This is a genomic window from Ameyamaea chiangmaiensis (assembly GCF_013376175.1).
In the GTDB taxonomy this organism is placed as follows: Bacteria; Pseudomonadota; Alphaproteobacteria; order Acetobacterales; family Acetobacteraceae; genus Ameyamaea; species Ameyamaea chiangmaiensis.
In genome coordinates this window covers 1-13,900 of sequence record NZ_JABXXR010000072.1, presented here as the reverse complement: position 1 = coordinate 13,900, position 13,900 = coordinate 1, and the positions used below count along the sequence as shown (strand labels likewise).

Genomic DNA, 13,900 nt, shown 5'->3' with positions numbered 1-13,900 from the left:
CGCGGAAGCTGCGCTGGCCGAACGCCGCGCGCGGGAGGCGGAGGCCTTGCGCGCCAATCTGCGGCGCCGCAAGCAGCAATCGCGTGAGCGTACCGACACCACGCCCGACACCCCCCGCAAAGGATCCGCTTCATGCCCGTAATGCCCGACACATGGATCCGCCAGATGGCGACCGAGGCCGGCATGATCGAGCCATTCGTCGAGCGCCAGCATCGCGAGGGTGTCATTTCCTACGGCCTGTCGTCCTATGGCTATGACGCGCGGGTCGCGGCGGATTTCAAGATCTTCACCGACGTGGACAACGCCATCGTCGATCCGAAGAACTTCGCCGAGAATTCGTTCGTCACGCGCACCGGCGACATCATCATACCCCCCAACAGCTTCGCGCTGGCGCACACGGTCGAGTATTTCCGTATCCCGCGCGACGTGCTGGTCGTGTGTCTGGGCAAGTCGACCTATGCCCGCTGCGGGATCATTGTGAACGTCACACCGCTGGAGCCGGAGTGGGAGGGGCAGGTCACCATCGAGATCAGCAACACCACGCCGCTGCCCGCGCGCATCTATGCGAACGAAGGCATCTGCCAGTTTCTCTTCTTTCAGGGGGCGAGCCCCTGCGAGGTCAGCTATGCCGACCGCGCCGGCAAATACATGAGCCAGCGCGGCGTCACCACTCCGCGGTTGTGAGGTCGGATATGGATCGTTTCATCATTCGGGGCGGCCGGCCGCTGCACGGCGAGATCGTCATCGGGGGCGCGAAGAACGCGGGCCTCAAGCTGATGGTGGCGGGCCTTCTGACGTCGGAGCGGCTGGTGCTGTCCAACGTGCCGCGCATCGCCGATATCGCCACCATGCGCGACCTTCTGTGCCAGCACGGGATCGCGGTCGAGGATGTCCGCGGCGACGGCTCGACGCTTGCCGTGGGCGGCGAGATCACCAGCACCGAGGCCCCGTACGACATCGTGTCGAAGATGCGCGCCTCGATCCTGGTGCTCGGCCCGTTGCTGGCCCGCTGCCGGGAGGCGCGGGTTTCGCTGCCTGGCGGTTGTGCGATCGGCACGCGCCCGGTGGACATGCACCTCAAGGGGCTGGAGACGCTGGGCGCGGAGATCCGGCTGGAAAACGGCTATATCAACGCGCGTGCGCCGGACGGCTTGAAAGGTGAGCGTATCGTGCTGCCCTTCGCGTCGGTCGGGGCGACGGAAAACCTGTTGATGGCGGCGTGTCTGGCCAAGGGGCGGACCGAGATCATCAATGCGGCGCGCGAGCCCGAGATCGGCGATCTTGTCGAGTGTCTCAACCGGATGGGCGCGCGGATTTCGGGCATCGGCACGGGTACGCTGATCATCGACGGTGTCGAGGCCATGCACGGGGCCGAGCACGCGATCATGCCCGACCGGATCGAGTGCGGGACCTATGCCTGCGCGGCGGCGATCACCGGGGGTGACGTGCGGCTGATCGGCGGTCGGGTCGACCATCTGGGTGCCGTGGTGCGCGCGCTGGAAGAGGCAGGCGTCGAGGTCGCGCAGGAAGAGGGCGCGATGCGGGTGCGCCGGACCGGTGCCCTGCGCGGTATCGACATCATGACCGAGCCCTATCCCGGCTTTCCCACCGACATGCAGGCCCAGTTCATGGCGCTGCTGTCGGTGGCCGAGGGGGCGTCGATGATCACCGAGACGATTTTCGAAAATCGCTTCATGCATGTGCCCGAACTGGTGCGCATGGGCGCGCGGATCAACGTGCATGGTTCCTCGGCCATCATTCGCGGTGTGCATGCGCTGTCGGGCGCGCCGGTGATGGCGACGGACCTGCGGGCCTCGTTCTCGCTGATCCTCGCCGGCCTTGCCGCGCGCGGCGAGACGATCCTGAGCCGGGTCTACCATCTCGACCGCGGCTACGAAGCCGTGGAGCGCAAGCTCGCCGCCTGCGGCGCGGACATCCGGCGCGTGAACGACTAAAGGACGATCCCGGTCCCACGCAGGGCGTCCCCTTGCCCTTGCAAGGGGGCGGTCGTCCGACCCCTCCCTGTTAAGGTCCGAAGAGTGGAGGAGGCGAGCCTCCTGCCCGAGGTGGGGGGCTGAACCCCGAGGCAGGAGGTTCAAGCCAGTGCGTTAATGCGTGGCTTTGGCGACCTGCATTGCCTCCAGATCAGGCATGGCGATTTCCCATCCGCCGCCCAGCGCATTGTAGAGCGCGACGAGATTGCCCGACACGTTGGCCGTGCTCTGCGTGACGGACAGGTGCGACGAAAGGGCGTGGCGCTGGGCATCGAGAACCGAGATATAGGTCACGAGACCGGAGCGATACTGCGACCGCGCGAGTTCGAGGGAGTGGGCATCGGCGTCCGCCTCGCGCTTGAGACCGTCGAGGCGCAGTTGCTCTTCCCGGTAGGCGGTCAGGGCGTTGTCGACATCGCGCCAGGCACCCAGCACCGTCTGCTGGTAGCTGATCGCGGCTTCTTTCTGCGCGCTCTTCTTCAGCTCCAGTTGTCCGCGCAGGCGGCCGCCCTGAAAGATCGGCAGGGTGATCGACGGCCCCACGTTCCATGCCTTCGCGTTCCAGAATCCGAGGTCGCGGAACGACAGGCTCTGGAACCCGAAACTCGCGTCGATGGTGATCTTGGGATAGAACTCCGCCACGGCTTCGCCCACGTCCGCGGTCGCGGCGTGCAGCTTGTCCTCGGCTTCGCGGATATCCGGACGGCGGCGCGCCAGTTCGGACGGGATACCCACGGGAACGCGCGGGGGCACCGGCGGGATGGCCGACGGTGTGGCCAGTTCCGCGTCCAGCGCGTGCGGCGGCGCGCCCATCAGCAGGCTCAGCGCATTGATCTGCTCGGCAATGGACTGTTCCAGCGGTGCGACCTGCGCCTGATCGGCGGCGAGCTGCGAGCGTGCGCTTTCCACATCGAGGTCCGACACCAGGCCGGAGCGGTAGCGTGACTGCGCCAGCGTCAGCAGCTGGCCGGCGACCGTGATGTCGTCGTGCGTGATACGCAGTTGCTGCTGTGCGCCGCGCAACGTCATGTAGTCGCGGGCCAGTTCGGCCATGCGGCCGATCAGCACCGCGCGTTGTTCCTCTTCCGAGGCCGCCATGTCGGCACGGGCGACTTCGTACTGGCGGCGCACGCGTCCCCAAAGATCGACTTCCCACGAGGCGTCGATCGAGTCGGCCCACATGTCGAGCTGCGGGATCTTGGCCGAGCCGGAAGAGTCCCGAATGAACTGCCCGTTCTCACCACCCAGTTCGCCGCCGACGCGCGAGATGGCGCGCTGGAGTTCCTTGGTGCTGTATTGCGACCGGCTATAGGAGCCTGAGGCACTCAGACCCGGAAAGCGTTCCGCCCCGGCCATGCGCAGTTGCGCGCGGCTTTCGGCCAGGCGGGCCGTGGCCACACGCACGTCGAGGTTGTCGGTCGCCACGCGGCGTTCAAGGGCCGACAGTTCGGGATCGTGGAACTGGTCCCACCAGGCGACGTCGGCGGCTACGGCCACGGGAACGCTATGCCCGGGTGCCTGGTCGGCGCGCGTTGACGGCTGCCACGCGGGTGGCGTCCACGGGGTCGGTTTATGATAGTCCGGGCCCACGGCGCAGCCGGTGGCGGCGATGGTCAGGCCGGTGATCAGTGCCCGAAAAGAAAGACGCATCACGGTCGAGCGGCTCCTGAATCCTTGAAAGTTCCTGTTCATGCCTTCTGCTCCGTGTCGATCGGGCGAAGGAAGCATGGCCTGGGCGCGCATACGCCGGGGCTGCCATGCTTGCACTGACCGACCAGTTCGGTCAGCATGCCCCCCCGTAATGTTTTTCCTCGCGTTCGCGCGACGCGCCAGAAGGACCGCTCCTGCCTATGACGGCCGAACCGCATGATCCCGACGCCAGTACCGAGCGCGCCGGTTCCTCGCCGGTCAAACGTCAGCAGATCATCGACGGAGCGAACCGTGTGTTTGCCCGCCATGGTTTCGAGGGGGCCAGCATGTCCCAGATCGCGCGCGAGGCGGGCGTGTCCAAAGGGACGCTGTACAACTACTTCGAGAGCAAGGCGGTGCTTTTCATAGCGACCATCGAACTGGTCTCGTGTTCCCGGCTGTCCGCGTTGTACGATGCGATCGTCGCGAACACCCATGATCCGCGCGGCGCCCTGACCCGGTTTGCCCGCTCGTATGTTGGCGTGACGATGACTGACGTCACCATGGCCCTTCATCGCATCGTGGTCGCCGAGGGCGCGATGTTTCCCCAGCTGGCCGAGACGTTCTGGACGAACGGGCCTGAGAAGGCGATCAGCCATCTCGCCACGTGGCTGGAGTTGAAGACGGAGCAAGGATTTTTCACGATTGACGATCCGAAGCTGGCCGCCGAGCAGTTTATCGCCCTGTGCCAGACACGAATCATCACCCGTCGGCGTTTTAACCTGCCGGTCGACGAAACCCCCGCGGACATTGACCGGATCGCCAATGCCGCGGTGAGCGTGTTTTTCAAGTCCTATGGTCGGGAGAGCGACGTCGGGCATCAGTGACCTCCGCCGCTGGGTGCGCCGCCACCCTTCATGGGTGACATCAGGAAGCAGAACGGCACCACCATGAATGCGATGATGCCGAGCACCATGAACACTTCGTTGTACGAGAGGATCGCGACCTGCTTGGTGAACTGGGCGAAGATCTGATGCTGGGCGACCTGATCGAGGCGTGACGCGGCGAAGCCGCGCGCCTTGGCCAGAGCATGACCGCGCGCAAGGTATTCGTTGTAGGGCTGGTGGGCAGACGACATCCACTTGGTCATGTGCGACTGGTGTGCCTGCCGGAACTCCGTGACCATCGCGGTTGCGCCGGAGATGCTGATCGACCCCAGCACGTTGCGTGCCATGGCAAAGATGGCCGATCCGTCACCGTTAAGTTCGCGGGGCAGCGTGGCGAACGTGATCGTGGAGATCGGGACGAACAGGAAGGCGAGCGATGCCGTCTGGCTCATGCGGTAGATCACGAGGTGATAGAAGTCTTGCGTCGGCGTCAGGCGCGCGGAGAAGTACATCGACGCGCCCATGAAGGCGAAGCCGAACGCGATGATTGAGCGGACGGAGAACACCTTCATCAGGCGCCCCACGATCGGGATCAGGATGATGACCATGATGCCGCCGGGCGACAGCACGAGGCCCGAGAGCGTCGCGGTATAGCCGATGACCTGCTGTGCGAATTGCGGCACCACAAGTGCTGACGAATAGAGCAGCATGCCGACCGCGCCGATCATCAGGGTGCCGACGGCGAAGTTGCGGTCCTTGAACACGCGCAGGTCGACGGCCGGTCGATCGGTCCGAAGCAGCCAGATCACGGCCCCGATCAGTCCCACCGCCGCGAGGGCGGCCATGGTGCAGATGAAGTTGGAGCCGAACCAGTCGTCATCCTCGCCACGATCGGCCATGACCTCGAGGCAGCCGAACCCGAGCGCGATCAGGCCGATGCCCACGACATCAAGCGGCGCGGAGCGCTTGCGCGCCCATGGCGGATCGTCCACGACCAGCGCCACGCCGATGCAGGCCAGGATGCCAAAGGGCACATTGACGAAGAAAATCCAGCGCCACTCGAAATTGTCGGTGATCCAGCCGCCCAACGTCGGGCCGAGCACGGGGCCCACGATCGTTGCGATCGCGGTCAGGCCGAAGGCTGCGGCGCGCTTCTCCGGCGGGAAGGTGTCCAGAATGATCGACTGCTGGTTCGGTTGCAGGCCGCCGCCGAAGAAGCCCTGCATCAGACGGAAGATGATCAGTTCGGGCAGGTTCGTCGCAATGCCGCACAGGAACGACGACACGGTGAACATCGAGATGCAGATCAGGAAGTACCGCTTGCGGCCGAACAGCTTGCTCAGCCACCCGGAAATGGTCAGCACGATGCCGTTGGCCACCAGATAGGACGTCAGGGTCCAGGTGGCGTCGTCATACGTGCTCGACAGGTCGCCCGCGATGTGCGGCAGGGACACGTTGACGATCGTGGTGTCGAGGATCTCCATGAACGCCGCGAGCGTCACGAGAACCGCGATCAGCCAGGGATTGGCCTTTGGCTTCCAGTCCTCATCCTTTTTCGCGGCGCTGTCGCTCATTGCACGTCAACCGTCGGCTCGACCGACAGCCCCAGCGGCAGCGGCACGTTGGGATCGAGGCCGGAATCGATCACGATCTTCACCGGCACGCGCTGGACGATCTTGACGTAGTTGCCGGTCGCGTTCTCGGGCGGGAAGGCGCTGAAGGTAGCGCCCGTGCCGAGCTGGAGCGAGTCGACATGACCGTGCAGGGCCAGCGAGGGATAGGCGTCGACGTCGATCGTCACCGGCTGGCCGGGACGCATGCGCGTGATCTGGGTTTCCTTGTAGTTGGCGATGACCCAGACCTCGGGCTCCACGATCGAGAACATCGTCTGGCCGACGCTGAGGAACGTGCCCTGTTCGACATTGCGCTGCGAGATCCAGCCGTCGTGCGGGGCGCGGATTTCGGTCCAGCCGACGTTGAGTTCGGCGTTGGCCAGATCGGCGCGGGCAGACGCCAGCTGGGCTTCCTGCTGGTTCAACGACACGTTGGTGTTCTGGATGTTCTGGCGCACCGGTTCGGCCACCTGCAGGCGACCTTCGGCCGAGAGCGCCTGCGCGCGGGCGGCGTCCAGCGCGGCACGCGCGTAGTCGATATCCTGCTGCGTGGTCGCGGCGCGCGCGACGGCCTGCTGGCGGCGGTAATCGGTTTCCGCTTTGAAAACGTTGGCCTTCGCCTCCGCCAGCCCGCCCTGGGCGACGGTCAACTGGCCGGGATAGTTCTTCTGGGCGATCTCCACACCCAGGGCGGCGGCGGACACGCGTGCCTGCGCCAGAACCAGTGCGGCCTGCGCCTTGTCCCGATTGGCGACGTAGTCACGATTGTCGATGCGGACCAGCAGTTGTCCCTTGTGGACAAACTGGTTGTCGTTGACCAGCAGCTCCGTCACGTAGCCCTGCACGTGCGAGGCGACGGGAATGGTGCGGCCCGCCGTGAAGGCGTCGTCGGTCCCGATATCGAAGCGGGTCAGGAACCAGTAGATCACACCGCCCAGAATGGCGAGCACGAGGAACAGGATCAGGGCGATTCTGACCAGGGGCCGCCGTTTTTCGGCGTCGCTGGACTGTTGGGTATCTTCCGGCATTACTATCCTCTTCGTCCCGGTGCGTGCGTGGAGCGGATCGTCTGGAGGCGGTCACCCTGCCCGCGCCGGCGCGGCTGCCCACGGCGCAATCGGAAATGACCGATCGGTTCGGTCAATCTTTGGCACAACGTCGGAAGGGTCGCAACACCCGTGGCCGGTGGTGTCATTCATCTTTCTCGAAACGGGCCTCCGCGGCGTTCGTGCGCGTCGCAAAGCGTGTCTAATGTGTCACAGCCGGAAAAATTCCGGGCAAATGGTCCGCATTTGCGGTCGCCTGACTTGTCTCGAAATCGATACGTATCGTAGGGAATATTGTGCGGACAACACCGGAATAGAAAGATTATTATGCGTCGGACTGCGCTGACTTCTGTTTTCTTCGCCATGACTTCGACTGCCCTCGCGGGGACGGCGTTGTGCGCCCCGGCAGCGTCGTCAGCCCCCGTGCCCGCGGACCGTCCGCATCCGGCGCATGCGCGCGGCAAGTCCGCCGGTCTGCACGCGGCGACCGCGCCCGTGCCCCATCCGGCCCGTCTGACGCAGGCCCCTCCGCCCGGCGAAGAATCCGTTGCGGTTACCGCGCGACGCAACATTCCGCACAACACTGAAACCACGGTCAGCCGCGCGACGATGGAGCAGCAGGCCGCCGGCACCAACGTGCTGCGCTCGCTGGCGCAGGTGCCGGGTGTGAGCTTCAGTTCGACCGATGCGCTGGGCATCGATACCTGGGGCACCAGCATCTACATGCGCGGCTTCTTCCAGGATCAGCTGGGCGTCACGGTTGACGGCATACCGCTCAACAACCAGAGCTACGCCAATCTGGGCGGCGTCAACATCAACAACGCCGCTATCTCGGGTGATCTGGAACGCTCGGTCGTGTCGCAGGGGGCCGGCTCGCTCGACCTGCCGTCGAACACCAATCTCGGCGGTACGATGCAGTTCTTCACCGCCGATCCGAAAAACAAATTTGGCGGCAAGATCGAGCAGGGTTTCGGCAGCTATGGCATGCAGCACAGCTATTTCCGCTTCGACAGCGGCCAGCTGAACAAGAGCGGCACCAAGTTCTTTGCTGCCTACGCACGCAACTACGAAAAGAAGTTCGACGCCCCGAGCCCGGGCTTCATGCAGCAGGTGGACGGCAAGCTGGTGCAGCCGCTCGGCCCCAACAGCCGCATGTCGGCGTTCTTCAACTGGTCCGACGCGCAGGTGTGGGGCTATGCTGATAAATCACTCGATATTCTGAACACGTTGGGCTGGCGCACGGAATCGTTCTACCCCAATTACGAAGGCGCCTATGCTGTCGCCAACTGGGTGCAGAACTGCGACGGGACGACTCCGTCCTGCGCGACGCCGGCCGGACAGCGCGGGCGCAGCGCCCTGCCGGCGGGCTGGATCAATACGTCCGAACAGGCGGGCGTTGCCTATTACGACGCCGGTCAGCACTCGATCGATTACACCAGCGGCCTGAATTTCGACGTCGCGCTGGCCGAGGGTCTGCGCTGGACGGCCACGATTTATGGGCAGAGCGACACGCAGTACACGACATACGGTGATCCCTACCAGCCGTCCCTGGGTACTGGCGCGCCGTTGTCGGAACAGGTGTGGCAGACCCGGCAGGAGCGTTATGGTTTTAATACGGCGTTCGAGTATCATATCGCCAACCACACGATCCATACCGGCGCCTGGTTCGAGAACAACAACCAGTGGGCCACGCAGTTCTGGTACAACGAACCGTTGCTGGGTGAGGGTGCGCCGCTGAAGACCGTCGGTCCCTACACGACCTATGGTGCCGCGTTCATGCAGAATTACGGTTTCCAGTGGAACACCAACACGTTCCAGTACCACATCATGGATACGTGGCGGCCGCTGCATGACCTGACGATCAACTATGGCTTCAAGTCGATGATCCAGACCACGTCGGGCGGATCATGGTACAACAACGACGACATCAACTACGGCCCTCTGCCCAATGGCAGCATGACGGCGTCCGAAGCGTTCCTGCCGCACGTGAACATCGATTGGCGCTTTGCACGTGGCCACGAGATCTATTTCGACTTCGCCGAAAACATGCGCCCCTATTCGGTCGCGCCGACCGGCGGTGCCACGTCGCCTTGGGCGGTGTCGCAGCCGGCCTCGTCCGATGGAACCGCGCCGGCACAAACCAGCCAGCAGATTTTCCAGACCCTGCAGCGCACGCTGAGGCCGGAGCGCGATTTCACCTATTTGCTCGGTTATCGTTTCGTGGACCGTCATGCGGTGCTGTCGGTCGACCTCTATCACACTGACGTCAAGCATCGTCTGCTGTCGGCGTCGGTCGGATCGCTGAACAATCCGCAGACGACTGTCGTGGACACGCATACCGCGTCGATGAACGGTGCGGATGCCACCCTGACGCTGATGCCGATCAAGGGCCTGACCTTCTACAACAGCTTCAGCTACAATCATTTCGTCTGGGGCTCGCACGTCAATCTGTGCGCTGACGATGGGGACGTGTGCGATCTCAAAGGCAAGCGTCTGGTGGGGTATCCGTCGTTCATGTATAAAACGAACCTTGCCTATACATGGCACGGTTTGACGGTGCATTTCGACGCGAATTTCTATTCCAACCGTCCGTATTCGCTGATGAACGACACGCGTGTTCCGGCCTACTGGCTGGCGAACACTGGCGCGCGCTATCGCTTTGGTAACTACAAGGTGTTGAAGAACATCACGGTCGATTTCAACGTCTACAACCTGTTCAACAACAAGTACATCGCCATGATGGGCGAGAATGGCTTCCCGCTGAGCGGCGATTACCAGTCCATGGAGCGTGGTGCGGTCCGTCAGTTCTTCGGTAACGTCAGCACGGAGTTCTGAGGTCGGGACACCTGCGGCAGCCACTTTGAGCTGCCCGTCGTACGAACATGAGACCCCCTTGCCCGTTGCCGAGCAAGGGGGCTTTCATTTCCAGCCCGCTCAGGGAAGCATCGTAAGGGCCGGCAGCGACACGGTTTGTACACGTCCGTTATCGAAAGCGTCTTGTGCCAGCCGGACCGTATAGGCTCCTGCAGGTATGCTCCACTGATCCTTGTTCGCGTCGAAATGTGCTAGGATACGTGGCTCTATAGAGAATGTGACCGTCCGGCTTTCGCCTGCGGCCAAGGGCACACGCTGCCATCCGCCCAGTCGACGCGCCGTTCCGTCGGGCAGCGAGATGTAGATCTGCGGCACGGCAGTCCCTGCCATATGGCCCGTATTGCGAACCGTCAGCTGTACCGTCAGCCCCCGTGCGTCGGTCTGCACGTCGAACCCGGAAAACTGGAAATCCGTGTAGGACAGGCCGTACCCAAATGGGAACAGCGGTGTCTGGCGCTGACGGTCAAACCAGCGATATCCGACATCGCTGCCTTCGCGAAAAAAGAGCTCCTGATCGGTGAAAAACTGTACATCAAACGCGGTGGTTGCTTTGACACCGGCAATGTCGGCCCGAGGCAGTTGGGCAGCCGAACGCGGGAACGTCATTGGCAGATGGCCACTAGGATTTACGCGGCCATACAGAAGATTGGCAATCGCCCGACCGCCCGCTGAGCCCGGATACCAGGCTTCCAGAATACCTTCGACCCGGTCCCGCCAGGGCATGACGACCGGGTTGCCGGTTTCGAGAACGACGACGACGTGCGGGTTCGCCTCGGCCAGGGCGGCGATCAGGGCATCCTGATGGTCAGGCAGCGAAAGGTCAGGCGCATCCAGAGATTCCGTCGCCCATTTTGTTGCGAAAACAACGACCGTGTCGGCATGTCTGGCCGCATATGCGGCGCGCTGGAGATCGGTTCCCGGATCGTATGTTATGGAACCTTGTGTCAGGGACTGCATGGCTTTGACCGGGGAGTCCGGAAAATACACGGGCGCTCCCGGCCAGGGTAGGGTCTTGTCGTGGACCGGTACGGCATTTCCCCCAATCGCGGGAACCTGCGACGATCCACCTCCCGAGAGGACACCGGCGTCTGCGTGCCCCCCGACCACCAGAATCCGCGCATTTGGGCGCAGAGGCAGGACATTGTGGGTGTTCTGTAGAAGAACCGCGCCCTCCTCCTCATCGTGCTGGGCAGTCGCCATGTCGCGTCGTTCGTCCACGGGCCCGATCACTGGTGGGTGGCTGGGCAGTCCGACGGCGTAGACGGAGCGAATGATGCGGCGCGCCATGTCGGCCAGCCTGTCTTTGGGTACCACGCCGTCATGGACCGCATCGGCCAAAGCCGGTCCGAAAAACAGGCGGGCATCGATGGCATCGCCGGCGGACTCCTGGTCGAGGCCGGCCAGCGCGGCGCGCGCCGTGGTGTGATCAGCCCCCCAGTCGGACATGACGAAGCCGGGATAATGCCAGTCCTGTTTGAGTGTCTTGGTCAGAAGGTAGGCGCTATCGCAGGCATACAGATCGTTGACGCGATTGTAGGCGCACATCACCGACCCTGGATGTCCGATCTCGATTGCGATCTCAAACGCCAGCAGATCGCTTTCGCGCATCGCCGCCGCGTCCATGTTCGCACTCATCGTCATGCGCGACGTTTCGAGATCATTCAGGGCGAAGTGCTTGATCGTGGAGAGAACGTGCTGAGACTGGACGCCGGCGATCGTCGCACCCACGATACGGCCGGTCAGCAGAGGGTCTTCGCCGGCGTACTCGAAATTCCGTCCGTTGCGTGGGTCGCGCGTCAGGTTGGCGCCCCCGGCGAGAAGAATATTGAAACCGGTCTGCCACGCTTCGTGCCCGATCATCCGGCCACCCTGCTCGGCCATCGTCGTGTCCCATGTACTCGCGGTCGCAAGTCCGGACGGCAGGGAAACGGCAACCCCGTGGGGTCGGACGTTTCGAGGGTCTCCTACCCCCAAGCCTGCATCCGAATACTCAAGCGTCGGCAAATGCAGGTGCGCGGGAAACTTCAGGAACGCGGCCGACCCGAGGGCACCGTCCGGGACGGAGGTGGAGTCGAAGCCGCCGCCCGCACGGCTGTGGACAATGTCCAACTGGTCTTCCAGCGACAGTGATCCGGCCATTCGTTCAGCGTCTGTCGTGGTATCCTGGGCGAAAGCCGGGAAGGTCAGCCAGAGAGAGGCTGACACCAGCCAGCCAATCCGCTTATTGATCATGGTGTGCTCCGCTTACCGCGAGGTATCCAGGAGAGGATACATTCCCCGCGCGGTATAGCCTGGACGATCGATGTCAGAAAGAAACGATCGATCATGTTCAAACAGGCTTGGAGAGGCGCAGCCTATGGAATTTTTCAAGGAGGGGATGGCTGGGGCGAACGACGGGGATCGAACCCGCGACAACCGGTACCACAAACCGGCGCTCTACCAACTGAGCTACGTCCGCCACAGCGGGCTGTGATGTAGCCAAGCTTGGCCATCGCGTCCAGCCCTTTTTCCGGTATGGTGAAAATTCAGGTGCCGGCGAAGTGTCGTGTCAGGCGTGTTACGGCGTCGCGCAGCACGTCGGGACGTTTGCAAAAGGCGAAGCGTATAAGTGTCGTCGGGGCGTCGTCGGCACTGTCCGGTGCATAGAAGGCTGAGACCGGAATGGCGGTGACACCGGCATCGCGCGTGATGTGCTCACAAAACGCAAGGTCGCTGCCGCTGAACCCGAGAGGCGCGAAGTCGGCGACGACGAAATAGGTGCCGCTGCAGGGCAGCACCTCGAACCTGCAGGCGCGCAGACCTTCGGCAAGGATATCGCGCTGGCGTCCCAGTGCATCGGCGAGGGACGCGAAATATGATTCGTCATTCGACAGGCCGTGCGCCACGGCGCGCTGAAGATTGGGCGCGCTGGCGAAGGCGATATTCTGGTGCGCCTTGGCCACTGTGGGCGCAAGGGACGCGGGCGCCGTGATGTAGCCGATCTTCCACCCGGTCAACGAGAACGTCTTGCCGGCGCTGCCGATCCGCAGGCAGTGCTCGCGCATTCCCGGCAGCGTCATCAGGGGAACGTGGACCTGCCCGTCGAAGGTCAGATGCTCGTAGACTTCGTCGCAGATGGCATAGGCGCCGTGCTGGCGCAAAAGCCCTGCGATGAACGCAAGTTCGTCGGGCGTGAAGACCTTGCCGGTGGGGTTCATCGGCGAATTGAGCATGATTGCCTTGGTCCGGGGGCCGAAGGCCGCCGCCAGTGTGTAGCGCGGCAGATCCCAGTTCGGCGGCACGAGACGCACGCAGCGTGCCGTGCAGCCCAGCATCTGCACCATCGGCAGATACGTGTCATAGAGCGGCTCGATCAGCACCACTTCGTCGCCGGGATTGAGCACCGCCATCAGGCACGACGCCAGTGCCTCGGTCGCGCCGGAGGTGACGATCACCTCCCGTGCCGGATCGATCTCCAGCCCGTAGAACCGGGCGTTGCTGGCCGCCACGGCCGCCCGCAGTTCCGGCAGACCGGTCAGCGGGGCATACTGGTTGCGGTCGTCGCGCAGGGCGTCGCACGCGGCGTCGATCATGTCGGCCGGCCCCTCGGTGTCGGGAAAGCCCTGTCCGAGATTGATGGCGCCGTGCTCCTGCGCCAGTGCGGACATGCGCGTGAAGATCGTGGTGGGGAGGGCGGTAAGCTGGTGATTGAGCGGCTTCATCTTGTCCGGTCCGACGGGAGGCAGGTCTGGCGGCACTCTTTCAGCTTTCCCTTGGATCGACAATTGAGGATTAGTTTCGTATTCGTTCGTTCGGCCTTGCGTATGAAGGCGCCGTGTCGAGTGTGGTGCGGCTGAACAACGAGAGTGGCAGGTAAG

General features: G+C 63.5%; 9 protein-coding genes and 1 tRNA gene. 4 read left to right on the top strand and 6 right to left on the bottom strand.

Annotated features, from left to right (window positions below):
- Positions 1–132 precede the first annotated feature (132 nt).
- Together dcd and murA are read left to right on the top strand one after the other, a co-directional pair.
- A complete protein-coding gene (dcd, locus tag HUK82_RS10005) occupies positions 133–684 on the top strand; it encodes a dCTP deaminase (RefSeq protein ID WP_176613827.1) in 552 nt (183 codons plus the stop codon).
- A gap of 8 nt (positions 685–692) precedes the next feature.
- Positions 693–1,955, top strand: a complete 1,263-nt coding sequence (murA, locus tag HUK82_RS10000; RefSeq protein ID WP_176613826.1) for a UDP-N-acetylglucosamine 1-carboxyvinyltransferase — start codon at positions 693–695, stop codon at positions 1,953–1,955.
- Positions 1,956–2,108: 153 nt separating this feature from the next.
- On the opposite strand, the gene HUK82_RS09995 is transcribed toward murA, so the two are convergent.
- Positions 2,109–3,644 carry an efflux transporter outer membrane subunit gene (locus tag HUK82_RS09995; protein WP_176613828.1) on the bottom strand — a complete coding sequence of 512 codons (1,536 nt, stop codon included), beginning with the start codon at positions 3,642–3,644 and terminating at the stop codon, positions 2,109–2,111.
- 200 nt (positions 3,645–3,844) lie between these two features.
- Here HUK82_RS09995 and HUK82_RS09990 point away from each other — a divergent pair, with 200 nt between their 5' ends.
- Positions 3,845–4,510 carry a TetR/AcrR family transcriptional regulator gene (locus HUK82_RS09990; protein ID WP_176613825.1) on the top strand — a complete coding sequence of 222 codons (666 nt, stop codon included), beginning with the start codon at positions 3,845–3,847 and terminating at the stop codon, positions 4,508–4,510.
- Here HUK82_RS09990 and HUK82_RS09985 read toward each other — a convergent pair.
- On the bottom strand, positions 4,504–6,084 hold the full coding sequence (locus HUK82_RS09985) for a DHA2 family efflux MFS transporter permease subunit (RefSeq protein ID WP_176613824.1): 1,581 nt from the start codon (positions 6,082–6,084) through the stop codon (positions 4,504–4,506). The two genes, HUK82_RS09990 and HUK82_RS09985, sit on opposite strands and share 7 nt — an antisense overlap.
- Entirely contained in the window at positions 6,081–7,151 is a 1,071-nt protein-coding gene (locus HUK82_RS09980) for an HlyD family secretion protein (RefSeq protein ID WP_176613823.1), read from the bottom strand. Before HUK82_RS09980 ends, HUK82_RS09985 begins: the two co-directional genes overlap by 4 nt.
- Positions 7,152–7,532: 381 nt before the next feature.
- On the opposite strand from HUK82_RS09980, the gene HUK82_RS09975 reads away from it, so the two are divergent.
- Positions 7,533–10,004 carry a TonB-dependent receptor domain-containing protein gene (locus HUK82_RS09975; RefSeq protein WP_246495212.1) on the top strand — a complete coding sequence of 824 codons (2,472 nt, stop codon included), beginning with the start codon at positions 7,533–7,535 and terminating at the stop codon, positions 10,002–10,004.
- A 99-nt stretch (positions 10,005–10,103) separates the two neighbouring features.
- Here the strand turns inward: HUK82_RS09975 and HUK82_RS09970 are convergent, their stop codons facing one another.
- From HUK82_RS09970 to HUK82_RS09960, 3 genes are all read right to left on the bottom strand, one after another.
- Complete coding sequence (locus HUK82_RS09970; RefSeq protein ID WP_176613821.1) at positions 10,104–12,275, bottom strand: glycoside hydrolase family 3 C-terminal domain-containing protein; 2,172 nt, start codon at positions 12,273–12,275, stop codon at positions 10,104–10,106.
- Positions 12,276–12,425: 150 nt separating this feature from the next.
- Positions 12,426–12,501: transfer RNA gene (locus HUK82_RS09965), tRNA-His, on the bottom strand.
- 67 nt (positions 12,502–12,568) lie between these two features.
- On the bottom strand, positions 12,569–13,744 hold the full coding sequence (locus tag HUK82_RS09960; protein ID WP_176613820.1) for an aminotransferase: 1,176 nt from the start codon (positions 13,742–13,744) through the stop codon (positions 12,569–12,571).
- Positions 13,745–13,900 lie beyond the last annotated feature (156 nt).